Annotated in this window: 20 protein-coding genes and 1 pseudogene; 12 read left to right on the forward strand and 9 right to left on the reverse strand. The window is 66.6% G+C overall.

The window, feature by feature from the left end; all coding sequences use genetic code 11:
- Positions 1–3 precede the first annotated feature (3 nt).
- Positions 4–473, reverse strand: a pseudogene (locus tag CK505_RS13960) (integrase core domain-containing protein); the annotation flags it as partial.
- A 190-nt stretch (positions 474–663) separates the two neighbouring features.
- Between CK505_RS13960 and CK505_RS13965 the strand changes: the two are divergent.
- The 3 genes from CK505_RS13965 (at position 664) to CK505_RS13980 (ending at position 4,092) form a co-directional block, all read left to right on the forward strand.
- On the forward strand, positions 664–1,893 hold the full coding sequence (locus tag CK505_RS13965) for an adenine-specific methyltransferase EcoRI family protein (RefSeq protein WP_095651473.1): 1,230 nt from the start codon (positions 664–666) through the stop codon (positions 1,891–1,893).
- Positions 1,890–3,056 (forward strand): DUF262 domain-containing protein, encoded by a 1,167-nt coding sequence (locus CK505_RS13970; RefSeq protein WP_095651474.1) that lies wholly within the window; start codon positions 1,890–1,892, stop codon positions 3,054–3,056. The genes CK505_RS13965 and CK505_RS13970 overlap by 4 nt, the downstream gene beginning before the upstream one ends.
- A gap of 706 nt (positions 3,057–3,762) precedes the next feature.
- Positions 3,763–4,092, forward strand: a complete 330-nt coding sequence (locus tag CK505_RS13980) for an Lsr2 family protein (RefSeq protein ID WP_095651505.1) — start codon at positions 3,763–3,765, stop codon at positions 4,090–4,092.
- 465 nt (positions 4,093–4,557) lie between these two features.
- Here CK505_RS13980 and CK505_RS18235 read toward each other — a convergent pair whose 3' ends face one another.
- Positions 4,558–4,908, reverse strand: coding sequence for a hypothetical protein (locus CK505_RS18235; RefSeq protein ID WP_141246833.1), 351 nt, complete (start codon positions 4,906–4,908; stop codon positions 4,558–4,560).
- The gene (locus tag CK505_RS13985) at positions 4,905–5,675 is read right to left on the reverse strand and encodes a ParA family protein (protein ID WP_095651475.1); all 771 of its coding nucleotides are present in this window, start codon (positions 5,673–5,675) and stop codon (positions 4,905–4,907) included. The genes CK505_RS18235 and CK505_RS13985 overlap by 4 nt, the downstream gene beginning before the upstream one ends.
- Positions 5,676–5,959: 284 nt before the next feature.
- Here CK505_RS13985 and CK505_RS13990 point away from each other — a divergent pair, with 284 nt between their 5' ends.
- Together CK505_RS13990 and CK505_RS13995 are read left to right on the forward strand one after the other, a co-directional pair.
- The gene (locus tag CK505_RS13990; protein ID WP_095651476.1) at positions 5,960–6,157 is read left to right on the forward strand and encodes an antitoxin VbhA family protein; all 198 of its coding nucleotides are present in this window, start codon (positions 5,960–5,962) and stop codon (positions 6,155–6,157) included.
- Positions 6,150–6,782, forward strand: coding sequence for a Fic family protein (locus tag CK505_RS13995; protein ID WP_095651477.1), 633 nt, complete (start codon positions 6,150–6,152; stop codon positions 6,780–6,782). The genes CK505_RS13990 and CK505_RS13995 overlap by 8 nt, the downstream gene beginning before the upstream one ends.
- Before the next feature lie 81 nt (positions 6,783–6,863).
- On the opposite strand, the gene CK505_RS14000 is transcribed toward CK505_RS13995, so the two are convergent.
- The 6 genes from CK505_RS14000 to CK505_RS14025 all read right to left on the reverse strand — a co-directional run bounded on the left by CK505_RS14000 (position 6,864) and on the right by CK505_RS14025 (position 12,430).
- Complete coding sequence (locus tag CK505_RS14000) at positions 6,864–8,486, reverse strand: replication initiation protein (protein WP_095651478.1); 1,623 nt, start codon at positions 8,484–8,486, stop codon at positions 6,864–6,866.
- 163 nt (positions 8,487–8,649) lie between these two features.
- A complete protein-coding gene (locus CK505_RS14005) occupies positions 8,650–8,907 on the reverse strand; it encodes a hypothetical protein (protein WP_231738461.1) in 258 nt (85 codons plus the stop codon).
- Positions 8,908–8,925: 18 nt separating this feature from the next.
- Positions 8,926–9,528 carry a hypothetical protein gene (locus tag CK505_RS14010; RefSeq protein WP_255250965.1) on the reverse strand — a complete coding sequence of 201 codons (603 nt, stop codon included), beginning with the start codon at positions 9,526–9,528 and terminating at the stop codon, positions 8,926–8,928.
- On the reverse strand, positions 9,516–10,634 hold the full coding sequence (locus tag CK505_RS14015) for a transglycosylase SLT domain-containing protein (RefSeq protein ID WP_095651480.1): 1,119 nt from the start codon (positions 10,632–10,634) through the stop codon (positions 9,516–9,518). Before CK505_RS14015 ends, CK505_RS14010 begins: the two co-directional genes overlap by 13 nt.
- Before the next feature lie 34 nt (positions 10,635–10,668).
- Entirely contained in the window at positions 10,669–12,150 is a 1,482-nt protein-coding gene (locus CK505_RS18240; protein WP_141246834.1) for a hypothetical protein, read from the reverse strand.
- A gap of 10 nt (positions 12,151–12,160) precedes the next feature.
- The gene (locus tag CK505_RS14025; protein WP_095651506.1) at positions 12,161–12,430 is read right to left on the reverse strand and encodes a helix-turn-helix domain-containing protein; all 270 of its coding nucleotides are present in this window, start codon (positions 12,428–12,430) and stop codon (positions 12,161–12,163) included.
- A 127-nt stretch (positions 12,431–12,557) separates the two neighbouring features.
- On the opposite strand from CK505_RS14025, the gene CK505_RS14030 reads away from it, so the two are divergent.
- From CK505_RS14030 to CK505_RS14060, 7 genes are read left to right on the forward strand one after another with little or no spacing between them, the layout of a single operon-like run.
- Positions 12,558–13,193, forward strand: coding sequence for a DUF6668 family protein (locus CK505_RS14030; RefSeq protein WP_095651482.1), 636 nt, complete (start codon positions 12,558–12,560; stop codon positions 13,191–13,193).
- The gene (locus tag CK505_RS14035) at positions 13,190–13,489 is read left to right on the forward strand and encodes a hypothetical protein (protein WP_017832684.1); all 300 of its coding nucleotides are present in this window, start codon (positions 13,190–13,192) and stop codon (positions 13,487–13,489) included. Before CK505_RS14030 ends, CK505_RS14035 begins: the two co-directional genes overlap by 4 nt.
- A 46-nt stretch (positions 13,490–13,535) precedes the next feature.
- On the forward strand, positions 13,536–14,285 hold the full coding sequence (locus tag CK505_RS14040) for a hypothetical protein (RefSeq protein ID WP_095651483.1): 750 nt from the start codon (positions 13,536–13,538) through the stop codon (positions 14,283–14,285).
- Positions 14,278–16,149 (forward strand): type IV secretion system protein, encoded by a 1,872-nt coding sequence (locus CK505_RS14045; protein ID WP_095651484.1) that lies wholly within the window; start codon positions 14,278–14,280, stop codon positions 16,147–16,149. The genes CK505_RS14040 and CK505_RS14045 overlap by 8 nt, the downstream gene beginning before the upstream one ends.
- Positions 16,130–17,644, forward strand: coding sequence for an SCO6880 family protein (locus CK505_RS14050; RefSeq protein ID WP_095651485.1), 1,515 nt, complete (start codon positions 16,130–16,132; stop codon positions 17,642–17,644). Before CK505_RS14045 ends, CK505_RS14050 begins: the two co-directional genes overlap by 20 nt.
- The gene (locus CK505_RS14055; RefSeq protein ID WP_095651486.1) at positions 17,644–19,398 is read left to right on the forward strand and encodes an ATP/GTP-binding protein; all 1,755 of its coding nucleotides are present in this window, start codon (positions 17,644–17,646) and stop codon (positions 19,396–19,398) included. The genes CK505_RS14050 and CK505_RS14055 overlap by 1 nt, the downstream gene beginning before the upstream one ends.
- The gene (locus tag CK505_RS14060; protein ID WP_095651487.1) at positions 19,395–21,200 is read left to right on the forward strand and encodes a type IV secretory system conjugative DNA transfer family protein; all 1,806 of its coding nucleotides are present in this window, start codon (positions 19,395–19,397) and stop codon (positions 21,198–21,200) included. The genes CK505_RS14055 and CK505_RS14060 overlap by 4 nt, the downstream gene beginning before the upstream one ends.
- Positions 21,201–21,202 lie beyond the last annotated feature (2 nt).

The raw sequence follows: 21,202 nt of genomic DNA on the forward strand, positions 1-21,202 counted from the left end.
TTTTCAAGGTATTTGAGGCCAACGGGTGCCAGGCGGCTCTGGGTTTTGCGGCCGGTGGGCGGTTGCTTCAGGCGTCGACAGGAAGCCCGGGACTCTCGGGTCTTCGGTGGTGAAGCGCCCGGGGTGGTGGCGCGGGCCGTGGCCAGGGCCGCTGAGCGCTGCTTCATCACAGTTGCGGCGTGGCCGTAGTGGACATCGGCCACGGTGTGCAACCCGATTCCGGCGTGGTGGTGGTCGCGGTTGTACGCCTCGATGAAATCGGCCATGAACGTCCGGGCGTCGGCCAGCGAACCGAAGCGCTCGGGGAAGGCCGGAGCGTACTTCATCGACTTGCACCTCGCCTGGCGAGTACGGATTGTCGTTCGACACGCTGGGCCCCGAATCGGACCGGTGACACCGAGGTCGGCCAGCAGCGCGGCCACCGGCTTGGAGGTCATTGAGGTGCCCTGGTGGGCGTGCACGATCTGCGGTACCCCGTGAACATCTGCTAGAGCACTGCGTCGGTTGACTGCCACTGAATGCCGATAACCACCCCTGATGCCGGCGTTGTCCTGATTCTCCCGTCATCGCCTGCCTCGTCTGCGAAGATTCGATGCTGCGCGCCGATAGGATGCCAGGCGTGCCCCAGTCCTGGTGGTGCATCCCAGACGAGCAAGGACCAGAATGACAACGGTTGCGAACAGTCACCTGTCTGCAGCGAAGAGCGCGAAGAACGACGAGTTCTACACCCAGTGGGCTGACATCGAACGCGAAATGAACGCCTACCTCGAGTACAACCCGGATGTCTTCCGCGACAAGGTCGTCCTGCTCCCATGCGATGACCCCGAGTGGAGCAACTTCGCCAAGTTTTTCGCCCTGCACTTCATGGAATACGGCATCAAGAAACTGATTTCGACGTCGTACGCCCCTGACAGCAACCCTGCCGGCGCGTTCCACGAGCCCACTGACTTCGAACTCGACGATCCTAAGTTCGACCCCAAAAGGACCAGAGTCAACGGCAAAAAATTCACTCTTGAGCCGAAAGACATCAACGACGACGGCATCGTTAACATCGACGACCTCCAATGGGAGTACCTCGAGAGCGATGGCGACTTCCGTAGTCCGGAGGTGACAGCCCTGCGCGACGAGGCGGACATCGTAATCACTAACCCGCCGTTCAGCCTCTTTCGTGATTTCACGGCCTGGGTTGTCGCCGCCGACAAGAAATTCTCCGTAATCGCTAACAGCAACGCGACCACCTATCGGGAGATTTTCCCGCTGATTAAAGCGAATCGCATGTGGAAGGGTGCGACGGCCAATGCGACGGATATGGTCTTCGGTGTTCCGAAGGGCGCGCCGGTGAAAGATTCCGATCGTCTTAAAGCAGAGAAACTCGGGTATCCACCGAACGATGAGTACGACTACACGCGTTTAGGAAACTCATGCTGGTTTACCAACCTGGACCATGGTCGGCGTCATCAGCCGCTTCAGTTGATGTCCACCGAGGACAACATCAAGTTCAGCAGACATAAGGAGGTTCGTTCTGTCGGTTATCGCAAGTACGACAACTATGATGCCATTGAAGTGCCGTTCATCGACGCGATCCCAAGTGATTACGACGGCGTGATGGGTGTGCCTATCACGTTTTTGGACAAGCATGATCCCGACCAGTTCGAGATTCTTGGGGCAACTCAACGCGGATGCCACGCCGATGTTCCCGACTTTAAGAAGTACAACGACTATCGCGAAATGCGTCAGGATGGCACGCCAACCGGTTCGTCAGGAAACAAGACCAACGAGAACGCGAACATTGCTGGGAATGACGGCAAAAAAAACTACTTCATTAATGATGAAGGACATGTAATCCAGTCTGCCTACCAGCGAATCTTCATCCGTCGAAAGGACGCCTCGTGAAGACCGAGCTCGAGCAGTACACCGTCACAAAGATCGTCGAGGGATTCGTCTATAACGAGCTTGAGGGCAGGGGTCTGTACGGCCTCGGCGGCCGGCTCGTCATCCAGCCGGAGTTCCAGCGCAACTACATCTACAACGACGGCAAAAAGGACGTCGCCGTCATCGAGTCTCTGCTCAAGGGCTACCCGCTCGGGCTGATCTACTTTAATGTCGACGGCGACGTCCTCGAGGTGCTCGACGGCCAGCAGCGCATCACAAGCATCGGTCGCTTCATCACCGGCAAGTTCGCGATTAAGGTCGATGGCAAGGAGCAGACCTTCTCGTCGCTCCCCCCGGAAGACCAAAAGCTCCTCAAGGAGAGCGAGCTGCTGGTCTATGAGTGCGAAGGCACCGAGAAGGAGATCAAGGAGTGGTTCCAGACGATCAACATCGCTGGCGTCCCGCTCAACAGACAGGAGCTTTTGAACGCGATTTACTCGGGCCCGTTCATGACTAAGGCGAAGGCTGAGTTCAGCAACTCGAACAACGCCAACATGCAGAAGTGGTCGTCGTACATCAAGGGCGATCCGAAGCGCCAGGAGGTCCTCGAGGTCGCGCTGGGCTGGGTTTCGTCCTCCCAGGGCAAGAGCATCGACGCCTACCTCGCGCAGCATCGCCAGGACACCAACATTGCCGGGCTCAAGACCTATTTCACCTCGGTGATCGACTGGGTCGGCAGCGTCTTCACGCGTCCGCCCGATAAGGAGATGAAGGGGCTCGAATGGGGGCGGCTGTACGAGCTCTACCACTCGACGGCATACAACGCGGCCTCCATCGACGCCGACGTGGATGACCTGCGCGGTGACCCCGCGGTCACCAACCTCAAGGGGATCTATGAGTATCTGCTGGGCGGCAAGAAGGACAAGCAACTGCTGGCGATCAGGCTGTTCGACGACAAGATGAAGCGTGTTGCGTATGAGCAGCAGACGCAGAAGGCTAAGGCAGACGGCGTGTCGAACTGCCCGACATGCGCGGTCAACGACAACGCCAACAAGACGCGCATCTACAAGCCCCATGAGATGGACGCTGACCACGTGACGGCGTGGTCAATGGGCGGGGCAACGGACCTCACCAACCTGGAGATGCTCTGCCAGACGCATAACCGCGCCAAGGGTAACAAGTAGCCGACGTTGCGGCGCTCAGATTTCCTCCTCGAGGATCAACTGGTTGCCGCGACGATCTTGGAGTTCTGACCCAACTGCATCTGCAGGAGCGCGCCCAGGCCCTCGCTACCCATGCTCATTTGTCAAGGGTAGGTTAATTCATTTGTCCGTGTGAGATCGCCTGCCTTGCTACAACACCGAACAGTGGTAAGGAAACGTGAGACGTGTGTGCCAGGGCCCCTATTGGGTAGGAACGTTCGAAGCGCCGACCGACGCGAGCGAACCGCACACATGGACCTCACAGAGGAAAGCTGCGGCGACTGACTCCGCGCTCTTGGCATCCACCGACGACACCAAATGGTTCACGTACGAAAGTGACACCATCCGCTACAAGGTCAGCGTGCTGGGAACCACGACAACGGTAGGTTTAATGAAGAACTAACACCAGCGCGAGAGCAGAACAATCCGACCGCCCGCTCCGTCTCATCGCCTGTAGCCAGAAGGAGAAACTAGGCCCACTACCACCGGTGCAGCCGGATAACCGCCGTCCTGCGACCATGGGGACGAGGAAATTCCCGGTAGGGTAACCGGTGTGCTGAATCGCTTCCCACAATCGGCACCAGCTCAGCTTCCCTAAAGCATGTAGGAAAGCGGGCCAGTGCCGGTATTTAGGATCGTGGGCGCATTCCGGCGCAAGACATGACGAGATCAAAGGAAAGGTGTTGTGATGGCCCAGAGCGTGCAGATCATTCTGGAGGACGACCTCGAGGGCGGTCCTGCCGATGAGACCGTCCAGTTCGGTCTGGACGGCCGGCAGTACGAAATCGACCTCTCCACCGCTAACGCGGAGAAGCTGCGGGAGGCCCTGCGCCCCTACGCCGCCACCGGCCGACGGGCCCAGTCCAAGTCCACCCGGACCACCGGGCCCCGCTCCTCCACTGGTGGTAACCCGGAGACGGCGAAGATCCGGGCCTGGGCGAAGGAGAATGGCTACGAGGTCTCCGACCGCGGCCGCATTCACCAGTCAGTCAAGGACGCCTACTACGCCGCCCAGTAGGCCCCAATCCCCCACCCGGACACCGCCTCTGGCCTGTCCGGGTGCTCCGCGACAGCGGGGTCTAATGCCGGCGGTCACGGCCGCGGCATGACCGGGGAACGTCTCGGGGCAGGGCTCGAGCACCAGGGCCCTCACCGTGGCCCCTCCGCACGATCAGCAGCCGGTGACGGGCTGAGGATCCGTTCCCGGCCACGGTGCCCCCGGGACGCCCCGCGTCCAGCCTGGACAGCGCTGGTCGTCCCTTTGGCGCCCGGGAGCAGGCCTCGCTGGGGGTCAGCCCTGGCCCCTTGCGGACGGGGAGTGGGCACCCGCGTCGATCGACGGCCAACGGGACCACCTACCCCATCCCGCCGTCTGTCCAAAGAATGAGGCACCCGGCCCACCAGCAGCGGTGAGCCGGGTTCCTCCCTCATGGACCATGGGAAAGCCGCCCGCGGCCGCCCCCCTCCCCTATCGGGGCCGGTGTTATCGGTTGAGCTGTTGGGCGTAGGCGCGCACCGCGTTCTCGATCACCGCTCGGGCGGTGCCGTCGTGCTCGGTGAGCTCTTCGATCAGATCGGAGACGTCCTGGGCCACCCGCACCCCGAGCTGGATCGTGGGTTCCCGGCGCGGCCGGCCACGCCCACGCTTCGGCGCAGCGACCGGGGGCTCCGCCACCGGTCCCGCTTGCACCGGCGGAGACGACACCACCGGTGTCGCCGGCTGGGGTGAGGTAGCGCGTGGGGGTGTGTAGTCGACCGGGTCGATGTGCTCATCCGGAGCCGGACGAGGCCGGCGGCGGGCCAGCGAAGCGGGGCGCTCGGGCTGCTCGGTCATCGCAGCACCTTCTTCGCGATCGCGGTGTAAGCATCCAGCACACGGGAGCCCTTGCGGTATTGGCCGTACCACTCCCCCGAGATCCGCACCTCCTGGACGATCGCCCGGTCCGGGATCAACGGCTCCAAGAACAACCCCGTGGCCCGCAGCTCCTCGAGGCTGGCCACCGCCGCCCGGCTCATGATCGTCTCTTTCACCCCACCGACGACGATGCCGGCCTCCGTGAGGGTGTCCGGGGCGCCCAGCTGCTGGCGGTGCCGGCGGAACTGGGCGACCGTGCGCCTCGCCCCGTCCACCCCGTCGATACCGTCGCTGGTGGCGGTGGCGGCGTAGACCACGGTGTCCGCCGCGTTCAGAGCCGACAGCGTCAGCGGGCCACCCTGCCGGTTTGGGCAGTCAATGACCACCACATCCGCCTGCAGACCGGTCAGGGAGATCTTCAGCCGTAGCTCTGCGTGATCGGCCCGGTCGGCTTCGCGGTTGGAGACATTGCGGGCCGAAGGAATCACCCGGAGGTTGGGGTGCCACCCGCTGGGCACCGCGAGGTCTTCGGCCCAGCCTTCGGGGTTCTCATCGCCCAGGATTGCCCCAACGTGCATTCCTTCAGCCGAGGGCTCCACCCCAAACCACTTGGTGGAGGCCGCGCGGGGGTCGAGGTCAACGAGGACGACTCGACGTCCCTCGGCGGCGGCAACCATTGCTAGGGAGACGGCGGTGGTGGTCTTAGTGACTCCACCGGATTCGCTGTACACCATGAGGGTTTGCATGCTTTCAAGCTATCAAGCTTGCGGGCCATCAAGCCATCTGTCTAGCCAGCTCGCTTGCTACCTAGCTAAATAGCTAGTTATATAGCATGCTTACTAGCTAGCTATCTACCATTAATTCTACAGGTCATGCTTCTGGGGTGTCGTCGTGGACAGGGATCCTGGGCCAGAGAGTGCGTTTCACAACCGAGGCTGGCGTCCCCGGCGCGTACGACCCCAGATGCTGGTCAGGGGCGCTTGGTAGACTAGAGCGCATAGCACGGCCCACACACCACCGGGGAGGTTCCATGGCACAGCAGCACATTCTGCCACCGGCTCTCGAGGTGGACCGGGCACAGCAGGTAGCTTCCGTGGTGCACAGTGCTGCCCTGGAAGGACTTCACGTCACCACAGCGACCCGGGCGGAGCTGGATCGTTTCGCCGAGGATGGGCTCGAGGTCGAGGAGCTGGTTCGGCGCACGCGCGCCCGCTACGGCCTTGAGTGAGGCCCCCGGCCCGCACCGTGACCCGTATCTGGACCCGCACACCGGGATTCTGACCAACCTGATCGGCGCACGCACCGCCGTAGAGCTCGCCGCCGCGGAAGCCGACCTGGTGGCGGTCCGCACCCTACAGCTGTGGCGCCATCCACCGGCGCCCACCCGAGATTTGGTCGAGCTGCAAGCCATTCACCGTCACCTGTTCCAGGACGTCTATCCCTGGGCGGGGCAGCTGCGCACCGTGGATCTGCGCAAGACGGTCCCGGGGGCGCAGCCGTTCCTGCCGGTGTCGATGATTACCCGCTCGGCCGGTTTCGTCTTCGATCAGCTCCGCCAGGACCGCTACCTGCAGCACCTGAATCGGGACCGGTTCATCGAACGGTTGGCCTATCACTATGACCAGGTCAACTATCTGCATCCGTTCCGGGAGGGCAACGGGCGCACCCAGCGCTTCTTCTTCGATCGTCTGTCGGTAGCCGCCGGCTGGTGGTTGGACTGGACCCAGATCACCGGGGCGGTCAACGACGCTGCGTCCCGGGCCGCAGCCGAAGACCATGACCTCGCTGCCTTGCAGGAGATGTTCGCGGTGATCCTCACTCCCGCACCTCACCACCGTCGGCCGCGTTCCTGACCGGACCAGCTAGTGGTCGGACAGGCCCGAGGACAGCGAAGTCCCTGAGAGCACTACGACACTGACCTTGGACGCGACGCGTCAGTGGACGATGTAGCCGGGGAACCGTGCTGACCACCGGGAGTCGCCAGCGACTCGAGTGACTTCGTAGGAGACGGCGGTCAGGTGTGGGAAGCGCAGCCCGTGAAGTTCTCCGACACGGGCCCCCACTTCAATGACGTGCAGTTCTCGCCCACCCAGCGCAGCGCCGTGGAACGGTCCGTCCTTGACTGTCTCCCAGTAGTCGGAGGCGGTCGTGAAAGACCAGTACCCAGAGCCAATGGGGTGGTCCTCCAGGTAGTCCAGGGGCACCCAGAGGGTGAGACCGCGGTGCTCGGTGAGGAGCCGAGCTCGGAAGTCGGGGTCTGGTTCTCCCGGCAGGACGCCTTCGGGCCACTGGTAGGCGGGTTCACTCGTCACGGGGGCATCCTCTTCCTTGGCAGGTCCGGGGGGCACTTCCAGGCTAGGGGAGGGGGTGGGGCACACCGTGGGGGCGGAACCAGTACCTGTTGCTTGGAGAATTTCACCCTCCTCGACGGGTCCGCCAGCGGGTGTGGTGGGCTCGTTTTTCAACCAGGCCATCACGGTGCGTGTAGTACGCCCTACGGCCTCGGCGATGGCCTTGTAGGTCGCCCCCGCCGCCCGTAACTGCACCGCTAGAGGCCGCAGTTGCCCCACACGGCGGGTGCGGGCCTGGCGGGCCTGGGCGGCGTTGTCTGCCGCCGCACGCGCCTTGGCCTCGGTCCTGGCCTTCCCGCCGCGGCGGCCCATCCGCGCTAGATACTCGTGTGCAGCATCGGAACCACTGGTGGAGGTGGGGCGTCCCTTGCCGGCGTTGACCTGACGGACGGCCGAGCGCGCCAGACAGGCGACCTCCCCATCAGCCAGAGGGTGGGGCAGCTGGGCGTTGAGCGCCCGAGCGTGGGCGATCGAGGCGGCCTCCGTCGGGGTCTGGTGGCGGGCCTGCCGCTGGTCCCACAGCCACCGACGGGTGGCGCGGAAGACCGCGGTGTTGCGCCCCACCTCCGTCGCGGTGTCCACGACAGGCACCCGCGGGATGCCGGCATGCCCCAGCAGGGGCATGCCGGGGTCCCAGGCCGGTGTGGCGGGCCCGTCGATGGCCTCGTCGTGGAACGGATCGATGTACTCGGCCATGTGCGCCTTGAGATCCCCCAGGGACCATGGGCTGGCTCTGCGGCCCCACCACACGCGCCCGGCCGGGAACGCAGCGGCCGGGTTGCGCACTAGGTACCGGGTGAAGCAGGGATCCCCATCCACCAGCCGGTCCAGGGCCCGCTGCACCGCCTCCGCGTAGCGGATCGGACCCGGCCGAGCACCCTCGCCCCGGTAGACCGGTTCGATCGCCCACCCGGCCTGGGCATGACCGGTGTCCGGGTTCTCGATGATCCAGGTCGGCTCGGGTACGGCCGGGTGCATCAGGTTCAATAATGCGTCCTCGTCATCGACGTCGACGACGAGGAAGTTCAACCAATCGGCCGGGTTGAGCTGGATGAACGCGAAGTCACCAGCAGGCCGCCCACGGTTCGGGAACGCCTGCGACTTGGTCTGACCGCACCGGAAGTACTCGATCCGGTGGTGCGCCAGAAACCGGCGGGCCGGGGTCTCGGGGCAAAAAAGGGCAATATCCAGCAAGGCGGGGTCCACTTGCGGACGCGCCTCAGGTACACTAGGGGACACAACAGTCCCCTGGTAATGGGTTCATATGCGGTTCTCATCCGGTTTCTGTTGAACCAGCTGTCTCGGTCGGCAAACTTGCGACAGCTGATTGACTTCGACGGCCCGCCCTCCACGGCGGGCCGTCAGTCGTTTAAGCGGTTTTGGTGATGGGGAGCTCCTCAGCGTTCTGCCGGTCGTCTATCGCGTTGGGTAATCCGTAGTCACGGTCGATCAGCGCACCGATGTAATCAGCCTGGGACAGGCCGAGAGCGGCCGCCTTCTCGAAAGCGCGGCGGTGCTGTTCAGGAAGCACCCGCATGCTGAACGGGACTCTGCGCCCGATCATCTTGGGGGGCTCGTATTCCTTCATGGACTCAGCCTGCCACATGTACATGACATTGAACAGCATCGGGTGTCCGTGTCGGGTTTACTTGCTGGTGCCCATGTCATGGGTCTGGTGGCCAACGACGTCCCAATGCCCGTTGTGCTTCTCGAGGTAGATGACGACCTGGCGTTGGCCGGTGGCCTCGATCTCGTGACCGTCGCGGCTGATCCACCGCCAGGTGAGGTCGTAGGCGCGGATGGCTCTGTCTGTGGCGACGTCGCGGGAGACGTCGCCAACGGCTGGCACAAGGCTGGGTGCGCTGTAGGCCTGGTGCTCAGCGGGTTCCAGCCAGGCGGCCTGGTTGCCGTTGCGCTCAGGCTCGACCTGATTAGCGGCCCAATCCTCTGACATCAACGGTCTGGCGCGGATCGCAGCGGCGGTCTGGGTGCGGTCGGTGGCGGCGTCCCAGGAGTGCAGCATCAGCGCTGCGGTTTCGGCGGTGGCCTCCACATCGGCCCGGTCCACGGTGTCCGGGTCGGGGAAAGAACCTTGCCCGGGGGTGTGCTCGGTGGGGGAGGGAGTAGCCGTGGCGGGGGTGGTGGTCTGCTCGCTGGCCTGTTGCGCTGCATCGGGCCCGCAGGCGGTCAAGGGTAGGAGGCACAGGGCCAGGGCGGTGATCAGGCGGTGTCGGGTCATTTCGGCCATGCTCCTTTCTGTTTGAGGATGGGCTCGGGGTCGATGTTGTGCCCTTGGTAGGGGAAGACCACCTCGGGGGCGTCGGGTTTGTAGATTTCGAAGTGCAGGTGCGTGGCCATGCCGAACCGTCCGCGGTTGCCCTCGGTGCCGATGACGTCACCGCGTTTGAGCTGCTGGCCTTTGGCCACGTCCCAGGAGTGCAGGTGGCAGAAGGCGAAGCCGAAGTCGGGGTCGTCCCCGTTCTCCTTGGCGATCACGCACCCATCGGTGGTGTTGAACCCGGTGATCCGCAGGGACGTAGGGGCGACGACGGCTCCACCGCGGCCGTTGCCGGCCCCGGGGGTGGCGATGTCCACGCCCTCGTGCTGGTTGGCCCAACCCGGGACTCCGGCCAAAGCTCGGCCGCCGAATCCGGAGGTGAATACGCCCCCGGGCAGTGGGGTGGTCCACTCGCCGTCGCCGAGGTCTCCGTCCCAGGCCAGGGCCCCGGTGGGGGCCTGGCAGTGGGCGGAGAACTGGGACTGGCCGGTGTCCAGGATCGTGTCGATGTAGTCGCGGGTCTCTTGGTAGGGCGGCACACCCCGGTGCTGCTCCACGGCCCCGGGGCCGGCGTTGTAGGCGGCCAGGGTCAGGCGCACGAGCTCACCGGCGTCCTCGCCGGCGATCGGTCGCACTTCGGTCTTGAGGGCGGCCATGTAGCGGCCGTAGGCGGGGATCGCGTCCTCGGGGTCGAAGGGGTCCCCGCCGTTGCCGTAGGTGGCCCAGGTGGCGGGCATGAATTGGGCAATGCCTTGGGCGCCGGCCGGGCTGGTGGCGTGCGGGTTCCACCCGGATTCTTGGGCCAGTTGTGCTGCCACCACGCTCACGGGCAGCCCGGCGGTCTGGGCGGCTTCTTCCACCAGCAGTGCCCAGCCGTTGGGGATGTTCGGTGCCCGCTCCTCACCGCTGTCGTTGCCCGTGGTGACGGCGGTGACGGTGCAGGAGCTGGCTGAGGCCTGTTCTTCGTCCTCGGCCAGGGTGGCGATGAGCACGGTGAGGGCCACGATCGAGCCGATGGCGAAGACGAGCAGCAGCGCCACGAGGGTGCCGAGGGCGCGCGAGGATCCAGCCGACATCACAGCCTCCTGGGGGGATGGGAGGGGGTGTGGGTCAGAGCTGGTCGATCAGGGTGGCGGTGGCTTCCTCGTAGGCCCGCACGGTGGCTGGGTGCAGGGCGTCGTAGTGGAAGGCCCGTCCTTCCTGGAGGGACTTGTCGAAGGGGATGACGACAGTTCCCGCCAACCCGACCGCCTGGGCGTACTCGCGCAGGCGGGTCAGCCGTTCGGCGTTGTTGGTGGCGGTGTTGGAGACCACCAGCACGGACCGGGCCAGCTTCGGCCCGTGGCCTTCGGCGGCGACGGCGGCCACGGTGGCTTCCAGCAGGCGGGCGTCGTCTTCGCGGTTGTGGGCCACCAGCACCAGGGAGTCGGCCACATCCACGGCGGCGCGCCAGGTGGAGGACTGGGCGGAGTTACCGGTGTCGAGCAGGATCAGGCTGTAGAGGGAGCGCAGGATCTCATGGGCGGCCCGCACGGAGCGTCCGTCCACCCGGGTCCGATCGGTGCCCTCGGGTGGGGAGGCGAGCACGTGGATCCGGTCGTCGCCCTGGGGGCGCACGTAGCGCACGAGGTCGGCGGTGCGGCGGGTGACGGTGTCCAGGTTGCGGATCAGGTCCAGGGTGGTGCGGTCGTGGCCGCCGGCCAGGGAGCGTTCGGCCAGGGTGCCCTGGTTCTCGTTGAACTCCCCGGCCAGAATGTTGCCCCCGCGCACCCGCCCTGCGGTGGCGGCCAGGTGGTAGGCCGTGGTGGTCTTCCCGCCCCCACCTTTGAGCTGGAGCACGGCCACGGTGCGGTGGGTCTCCAGCGGCCGCTGGATTCGCACCCGGCGGGCACGGGACGCCTGCTCGGCGGCCGAGGCCGCCAGGGACAGTCCGAGCCTCTGGTTGCACCATCCTCGCCACCCGTACCGGGCGGGGGATTCAGGCTGATCCGTGGTCGTCTCCCGGCGCAGCTGCAGGCGGGGATCTCCGGCCTCGGCGACGACCGGGGTCGGTGTGGAGCTGCTGCTCGCTGGGTCGTCGGCGGGCGTGTCGCCCGCGGTGGTCTCTGGCCGTGGGTCCGCATCTGAGAGCTCGGATGCGTCCCCCGAATGGGGGACATCGGCCTCGGGAAGCGTCTGCGGGGTCTCCGCATCGGTGGAAGGCTCCGCGGGCTGGTGTTCGTTCAGGTCAGCGGCTGGTTCGGTGGCCACCACTGGGCGTGTCGTCTCCTCAGGCTCCGGTACGAGGTCGTCGACTGTGACAACACGTGAAGAACCTCCACGGGAGGGTCGTTTCTTCATCGAGGCACTGGCATCTGCTGTCACGGATCCGTCCGCGGCGACGATCAGTCGCGTCTCCGGCTCGGTCACCGAGGCCGGGTCGATGGCCGTCAGCTTCACAGGTCGCCCCAGGTCATCGGCGATAGAGACGACGTGGGCGATGGCTGCCGGCATCGAGGCGAACTCGTAGGGGACCCGGTCGATCGTCACCTCCACGCTGTCGTCGGCGGCGATCCTGGCCGTGCAGACCGGCCGCTCCAGTGCCTGAGCCATGGTGCTCTCCCTACTCCTCGTTCGTGTGCGCCCCGTCATTGTCGGTGGAATGGGGGACGTTGTACTGAGAGCGAAGGTGTTCCTTGATGTCGTCACGCAGGATCAGCCAGGTCTTGCCGAGCTTGATCGCCGGCACGATGCCGTCGCGCAACCAGCGGTAGGTGATGGTGCGATCACCGAGTCCGAGCACCTGCGCGAGCTGGTCGACGGTCAGCCGCTCGGGCAGACCTTCGAAGAGCCGGTCCAGCGCGTCAGACACGACGATCACCTGCGCCCTCATAATGGTCACTGTACACAGTCATACTTGTTTGTTGTCTAATATTGTTTAACATTGCTAATCCTCTCTCAGTGTTGTCTAATGCACATAGGGTCCAGTCTATTGGAGGCCCTGCAAGCGAGGAGGTGTGATGGACAACCGTTGGGCTGAGTTGGTATCGCCCTCCACCCAGGAGCAGACCCGCCCGATCTTCGAGGACGTCCCCGAGGAGACCGTCACGGTCTTCCGTGGCGCCTCGGGACCCCAGCGAGGCGTGGCCGGTCTTTCCGAGGACGAGGGGCGACTGGGGCGGTTTCTCACCGACGCCCATGACGTGTTCTGGCTCGGTGTCCACGGTGGGGCCGGGGAGTCTGTGTTGGCCGATCTGTTCGGCGGCGTGGCCTGCCACCACCGGTGGCCCGCCCGCCCTGATGAGGAGATCCAGCACGTCCCAGCGCCGGTCTTCCTCGTGGCCCGGCAGAACAAGCGGGGCCTCGATGCCGCTCGTCTCGCCGCCCGCGACTGGGCCGCCGGCGCCCACCCCAATGTCGATCTCCAAGGCCTGGTCCTGGTGGCTGATGCCCCGGGCCGCACCCCGAAGTCCTTGGCCGCAGCGACCCGGGTGATCTCCGGTGGTGTCCCCTCCACCTGGGTGGTGCCCTGGATCGAAGAGCTCCGGCTCACCGGAGCCGTGGACTGGGCGTCCATGGCCCGGGAGCCGAGAAAAGTCCTCACCGCCCTGGGTGAGGCAGCCGATGAAGCAACTTCTGAGAGGACCCCCCAATGATCGACCTCGTACTGGCTGCACAGGACACCGTGCTCGCGCTGCCGGCCGCCCTGCCCGACTCCGACCCGCTGGCCCCTCCCGGGATCGGCGACACCTGGAACCGCATGGTCGGTGTCGGCAAATGGATCGCCCTGGGCATCGCCGTCCTGGGGCTGCTGGTGGTCGGCGGCAAGATGGCCTTCGACGCCCGCCGCGGGGAGACCACCGAGGAGGTCTCCGGGATCATCAAAATCGTGCTGGCCGTGGCCCTGATCTCCGGCGGAGCCTCGATCCTCTCCTTCATCTCCGGGGCATGACCTCTGACCTCCGCAAGACCAACCCCCCGCAGCAGAGGAGCAGCAGGTGACAGATCAGATCGAGACCGACGACAACAACACCTGGTGGAAGGCCCCCCGCTTCCTCATCTCAGCCGTCCTCGTCGCGCTGCTGATCGTGCTGGGGGTAGTTCTGTGGCTGTGGCCCGACGGTGAAGAGCCCACCCAGGCCGCCCCGGCACCGGCCACGACCGCCGAACCGGTCTCGGGCGCGGAGTCGGTGTGCGGCCTGGACGCCTCCGGCGGCACCACGCTCACGAAAGCGCCCGAGGACCTCGAATGGACCGCTCTCGGGGCGATCTACGCACCGTCCTCGGAGGAGCACGGGCCTGGCACCGTGGATGAGTCCACCGGCGTCCGCTCCTGCTACTCCCACACCCCCGAGGGCGCACTTCTTGCCACCACGAACATCTTGACTTCGGGCAATGACCCGCAGCTACTGCTGGACACCATCAAAGCGCAGGCCGTGGACGGCCCGGGCAGAGACGTGGCCATCGGCCAGGTCCAGCAACGACTGAGCTCAGGTGACACTGCGACAGTTCCCTTGGAAGTCGGCGGTTTCCGGCTGCTGTCTTACACCGCAGACAAAGCGTCCGTGGAGGTCGTCGTTGCCGCCGACGACGGCACCGAGGACATCTACATGACCACCGGCGTTGACCTCGTATGGACGGAGGGTGACTGGCACGTCTCCTTCCAGGAGAACGGCGATCCCGGCCCGGTGTCCGGTCAGGTGTCAGACCTGAGCGGGTACATCGAGTGGGGTCCTCACGATGGCTGAGGAAAACAACTGCAACCCCATCGACGTCATCTGTAAGACCAAGGAGGGCATCAGCAGCACGCTCAGCGGGGCGGCCGGGGATGCGCTGGATCAGATCGCGGACGGTGTGACCTCGGCCGTGGTCGAGACGATCGCCTCCCTGGGGTCGATGTGGACCACGGTTGGTAGCGCCAGCCTCACGAGCGAGAACGGCGGCGCTGCCGACGCGCCGGTCCGGGGCGCGTTCAACGATCAGGTCGATCTGCTGCTGAGCTACGCGAGCTGGATCGGGCTGGGGGTGTGCGTGTTCGGGGTGCTGTTCCTGGGCATCGTGCTGGCCACCAACGCCCGCCGCGGCGACGGGGCCGGCCTGGTCAACACGGCCACCGTGCTGGCCTCCGGGGCGGCCCTGATCGGTGGGGCCACCAGCCTGATCGGCTTCCTCGTCCCGGCCCGGGCACCGAACCTGTCCGGGTCGGTGGGCTTCATCCAGGACCAGACCTTCTACCTCACCCTGGCCGTGGCCGCACTCAGCGTGATGATCGCCGGGGCCCAGATGGCCTGGACGCAGCGGGCTGAACCGGCCCGGGACCTGCTGAAGAATCTGCTCACCCTGGCCGTGGTCACGGCCTCGGGGGTGACGATCCTCAACGTCCTGGTGGCCGGCACCGACGCCCTGGCGGTGCAGATCATCGACTCCGCCATTGGCGAGGACTTCCAGACCGATGTGCTCAAGCTGTTGGCTCTGGACAACGCCACCAGTACTGGGGCGGCGGATCCGGTGTGGTTGGGCGGCAACGTCATCCTGATCATCGTCGGCGGGATCGTGGCGATCATCGTGAACATCATCCAGCTGATGCTGATGGTGCTGCGCACCGGGATGCTGTTCCTGATGGCCGGGATCCTGCCGCTCTCCGCCGCCTTCTTGAACACCGAGACGGGGAAGAACTTCTTCCAGAAGGTCATCGCCTGGACCCTGGCCTTCGCCTTCTACAAGCCCGCCGCGGCCCTGATCTACGGGTTGGCGATCAAGATGTCCACCACCGGGGTGTGGGAGGACTCCGGCAGCGGGCTGATCCAGTTCGCCGCCGGGCTGATGATGATCGTCGCCTCCGTGTTCGCCCTGCCCGTGCTCATCGGCTTCCTCAGCCCCGTGCTGGGCTCGATGTCCTCCTCCGGCAGCGGTGGCGGCGGGGCGCTGGGGATCGCAGCGATGGGCGCGGCGATCCCGCAGGGAGCCTCCCACCTGGCTCGCTCGGGACGCGGGTTCGGCTCTGACTCCTCCTCCACGCCGCCCTCGAAGAGCGGATCGGGTTCCGCGCCCGCCGGTCCGTCGCCAGCTGCAGGTGGGGCCAGCGGCACCGCTGGGGCCAGTGCCACGGGCACGGCGGGCTCCGCTGGTGCTGCGGCGGCCGGCGCTGCAGCTGCGCCCGTGGCGGCGGGTATGGCGGCCGCCACCGCCGTGCAGAAAACCGGGGAAGCCGTCTCCCAGGCCACCGAGTCCAGCGCGACGGCGGGCACCTCCAGCACCGGAGGAAGCACCGGCGGCACCGGACCGGCAGGCGCGGCTTCGACGGGCAGTACCCCCGGCCAGGACGGTGCGCAGAAGTCCGCTGCGGGGACCGGGGCGCAACCGGCCACAGGCCCCGGGGCGGCAGGGGCAACGCCCCGTCCCGGAGCTGGGCCCGCTTCGAGGACAGGGGCTCGTCCCACGCCGGGGTCCGGTGCTGGTGCAGCACCGGCACGCTCCGGGGCCCGTCCCACGGGGCCCGCCGGCCCAAGACAGTCGGCGAAGGCCGTCCAGCAACAGGCGCGTGCGTTCAAGGCGCAGATCGCCAACGAGACCGGAAACGAGGGCCGCCCTGATGGCGCAGACCGAAGCTAAAACCGAGAACCGTCCGCGGGTGTACGGCAACTTCCGCACCCCGACCTCCAAGGGCCTGGCCGGGCTGTCGACCGCCGGCACCGTGCTGCTGATCGGTGGGGTGGTCGGCGGGATCCTGCTGATGATGCTCAACCTGTGGCTGGTGGCCCTGGGCTTCGAAGCGGTGATCCTGACGCTGATCGCGCTCTCGATGCAGAAGAACAAGCACGGGCGCACCCTGATCGAGCGCATCGTCCGGCGGGCCGGGTGGGCCAACGCCGTCTATTCCGGCGCCAACGTCTACCGGGCCGGGCCGGTGTCCCGGGTGCCTTCAGGGACCACGAAGCTGCCCGGGGTCTCGGCCCGGTCCAGGATCACTGAGCACGTCGACGGCTACGGCCGCCCCTTCGCCCTGCTCGAGGTCCCGCAGAAGCACCACTACACCGTGGTGTTCTCCTCCGAGCCCGACGGCGGGGGCATGGTCGATCAGGAGCACATCAACCGGTGGGTGGACCGCTGGGCGCACTGGTTGGGCATGCTCACCGACGAACCTGGGCTCACCGCCGCCTCGGTGACGATCGAGACCGCCCCGGACTCCGGATACCGCCTGGCCCGGAAAATCGAGGCCCGCATGGCTGAGAACGCCCCGGCCTTCGCCCGCGACGTCATCAACGAGACCGTGCAGATGCTGCCCACCGGGGCCACCGTCACCCGCGCCTACATCGCGGTGACCTTCAAAGCCTCCGTGCGGGCCGGCGGACGCATCCGCAACGCAGCCGAGGTCGCCGATGACCTGGCCGCCCGGCTGCCCAACCTCACCCTGTCCCTGAACGACACCGGGGCCGGAGTGGCCGCCCCGCTCACGGCCCAGCAGCTGTGCGAGGTCATCCGGGTGGCCTACGACCCGGGAGAGGCAATCCTCTTCGACCGGGCCCACGCCCAGGGGGTGGCCCCGGAACTGGACTGGAGTGAGGTCGGCCCGCAGGCCGCCGACACCTTCTGGGACTGCTACCACCACAACAACTCCTGGTCGAAGTCCTGGGCGATGTCCGTGCCCCCGCGCTCCACCGTTCAGGCCAACGTGCTCCAAGCCCTCATCGCTCCGAACCCGGAGCTGGTGCGCAAGCGCGTCACGCTGCTCTACCGCCCCATCGACCCCGCCCGGGCGGCGCAGATGGTGGAGAACGACATCAACACCGCCACCTTCAACGCCTCCTCCCGCAACCGCGCCACCGCCCGGGACACCCGCGAAACCCGGGCCGCCCAGGCCACCGCGGCTGAGGAGGCCGACGGGGCCGGGCTGCTGAACTTCGGGCTCGTGGTCACCGCCACCGTCCGTACCCGGGGCGAGCTCGATGAGGCCGAAGCCATCATCGAAAACCTCGGCACCTCCGCGAGGATCCGCCTGGAGGAGGCCTACGGCGCCCAGGACTCCACCTTCGCCGCCGGCCTGCCCCTCGGTGTGGTCATCCCGGACCACCTGGCCCTGCCTTCGACCGTGAGGAACGCCCTCTGATGGCCACCAAGAACGTCAAGCAGATCATCCTCCCGGCCAGCCGGGGCAACGCCTCAACCACCGTCCTGGACCGTGCCTTCGCCCGCACGAAGCTAGGCAAAGTCTTCGCCAAGCCCCAGCGCACCGGCAGCACCTCGGTTACTGCCTCCTCCACCCGTCGCCCGGGCCCGCGGGGCCACAAGGGCCGGGGACTGGGCGAGGCGCAGCTGCTGCACCCGATCCGCGAGATGCGCGGCACCAACTACCAGGTCTGCGGGCTCTTCCCCTTCCCCATGGGCGGCGGTTCCCCGCTGGAAGGGGTCCCGCTGGGGCGCAACCTGCTCTCGGGGGAGCCGGTGTGCTGTGACCCGATCTCCTGGTTCCAGAAGCTGCGGGTGATCGCCAACCCCTCGGCCTTCATCATGGCCAACCCGGGGCTGGGCAAGTCCTCCCTGCTGCGCCGGATGGCCATCGGGCTGGCCGCCTTCGGGGTGTGGCCGATGGTCCTCGGCGACATCAAGGGCGAACACGTCGCCATGATCGAAGCCCTCGGCGGAGCGGTCCTGCCCTTGGGGCGCGGGGTCGGCCACATCAACCCGCTCGATGACGCCGGAGCGGTGGCAGCGGCCAAGCTGCTCTCCGCCGCGAAGGCGGAGGAGCTGCTGGCCGATCTGCACACCCGGCGGTTCGACCTGATCCGGTCGCTGATCGCGATTCTGCGCAAGAAGCCGCTGGACGAGCGCGAGGATCAGATCCTGGATCGGTGCCTCACCGTCCTGGAAGCCCGCCACGCCGTCTCCGGCACGGTCCCGGTCATGGCGGATTTGCGCCAGGTGCTCAAGGACAAGCCGGCCGAGGTGCGCGAGGTTTCCCTGGATCGCGGCAACGATGAGCGTTACGAGGCCATCACGGAGGGTCTGGAGTCCTCGCTGAACTCCTTGTGCGGGACCGGGGCGTTCGGGCAGATGTTCGCCCGCCCCTCCACCAACAAGATCGACGCCTCGAGGCCGATGGTCTTCGACCTCTCGCGGATCTCCCAGTCCGAGTCCGATCTGCGGGCGGCCACCCTGTTGGCGTGCTGGTCCATCGGCACCGGAACGGTGCGGACCTCCAACATGCTGGCCGACGATCGCGTGATTGAGCGCCAGAGGTTCCTGCTCATTCTCGATGAGCTGTGGAACACCCTGGCGGCCGGGCCCGGCATCGTCGATCAGGTCAACGCGCTGACCCGTCTGAACCGGGAGATGGGGGTCGGGCAGATCATGGCCTCCCACACCCCCTCCGACCTGATGGCCGTCCGCGGTGAGGAGGACCGGGCGAAGGCCAAGGGCATCATGGACCGCTGCGGGATCAAGATCCTCGGCGGGCTGGCCAAGTCGGAGATGCCGCTGCTGACCGAGTCCGTGCCGCTGTCGATGCGCGAGCAGGAACAGCTGGCCGCCTGGCAGGACCCGCCGGCCTGGAACCGCCGGGGGGACGAGGAGATCCAGTACACCAACGATGACGTGTACGCCTCCACCGACGCATCGGCCATCAATGAGGCCGAGCTGCGGGCCTGGTTGGAGGACCCCGAGAACCGGGAGTGGTACTTCGACGATCGCACCACCTCCCCGCCGCCGGGTCAGGGGAAGTTCTTCATCAAGGTCGGTGCGAGGGCGGGGATCCCGTTCTCGATGGAGTTCACCCCCACCGAACGCCGGTCCCAGGTCCACGACACCGAGAAGAAGTGGCACGAGGCCAAGTCCCGCGCCGCCCAGGAGAGGGGCCAACGATGAGCTCCCTGGACCGCAAGTACAAGGCCGGCGGCGGGGAGGTCGCCCTGCTGCTCACCCTGCTCCTCATTCTGGTCGGCATCCCGGCCATCCTCTACGTCGTCGCCAGCGCCGGACATGCCCTCACCCCGCGCACCGAGCCGCTGCCCACCGGCTACTGGGAACGCTCCCTGGGTGTGGTCACCGGAGACCTTCCGTGGCGCACCACCGAGATCGTCCTGGCCGCCGCCCTCGGGCTGGTGGCGGCGGCACTGTTCGTGCTGTGGGGCTTCAAGCGCCACCAGAAGTCCCAGAAGGTCGTCACACACGACCGTGCCGCACCGCGCATGGCCTCAGTCCGTGACGTCGCTCCCTTCACCGAGAAGCAGGCGCGCGCCAAAGCGGATCGCTTCGGCGTCGACACCCCGGGGGTGATGCTCGGGAAGATGGTCCGCGGCGGACATACGTTGTATGCCTCCTGGGAGGACACCCTCCTGCACATCTGGGGCACCCGTACCGGCAAGACCACCTCCCAGGCAGCCCCGGCGATCATCGAGGCCCCGGGCCCGGTGATCGCCACCTCCAACAAACGCGACCTCTCCGACCTGACCCGCGACCTCCGCGCCGCTGACGGCGACGTCTGGGTCTTCGACCCCCAAGGTGTGGCCGGGGAGAAACCGACCTGGTGGTGGAACCCGCTGACCTACGTCACCGACAGTGAGCGCGCCGCCGAGATGGCGAACAACTTCGCCGCTGGTTCCCGAGACGTCGGAGCCAAGGGCGATGGTCACTTCGACTCCGCCGGCAAGGACCTCCTGGCCGGGCTGCTGCTCGCGGCCGCCGTGGGCGGGGAGCCCATCGAGCGGGTGCACTACTGGCTGACCCGCTCCACCGATGAGACCCCGGCACTACTGCTGGATGAGCACGGGTGGACCAAGGAAGCCGATTCGGTGGCCAGCACGATCCAGCAACCGGAGAAGTACCGGGGCAGCGTCTACTCCACCGCCCTGCAGATGGCCGCGTGCCTGAAGAACGAGAAGATCGCCGCCTGGGTCAACCCCACTGGCCCGGACGACGATCGGCCGCAGTTCGATCCCCAGGCGTTCGTGGCCGGCAAGCACACCCTCTACGCACTGTCGAAGGAAGGGGCCGGCACCGCCGGGCCCCTGGTGACCGCCCTGACCGTGGCCACCGTGACCGCCGCCGAGGAGCACGCCGTCACCCAGCCCGGGGGCCGACTGGCCACTCCTATGCTCTGCGTGCTGGACGAGGCCGCCAACGTCTGCCGATGGATGAACCTGCCCAACCTCTACAGCCACTACGGGTCTCGCGGCATCGTGGTCTCCACGTTCCTGCAGTCCTGGTCCCAGGGCGTGGACGTGTGGGGCGAGTCCGGGATGCGCAAGCTGTTCTCCACCGCCAACGTCGTCACCTACGGCGGCAACGTCAAGGAGGAGGGCTACTTGAAGATGCTCTCGGAGCTGATCGGCAAGTACACCTACACCTCGGTCTCCTCCTCGAGGCAGAAGGATTCCGGGTCCACCTCCCGGCAGGACGCCACCGACGACATCATGTCGGTGGCTGACCTGTCCGCCCTGCCCAAGGGCAGGGCGGTGATGTTTGGCTCCGGGGCGAGGGCCGTGCTGCTGCGCACCATCCCGATTGACCACCGCCCCTACGCGGAAGCCTCCAGGGCCTCCGAAGACGCCCACAACAACCCGACAGCGGCCACCGTCGACCCGGGCGACGAGCCCGAGAAGCCGACTGCTGAACCAGCGGCGGCCGCGCCTGCCGGAAACCGGTGGGCGGCGCTGGTGAAGGAGTAGAC

It is taken from the genome of Kocuria sp. WN036 (genome assembly GCF_002287015.1).
GTDB lineage: Bacteria > Actinomycetota > Actinomycetes > Actinomycetales > Micrococcaceae > Kocuria > Kocuria rosea.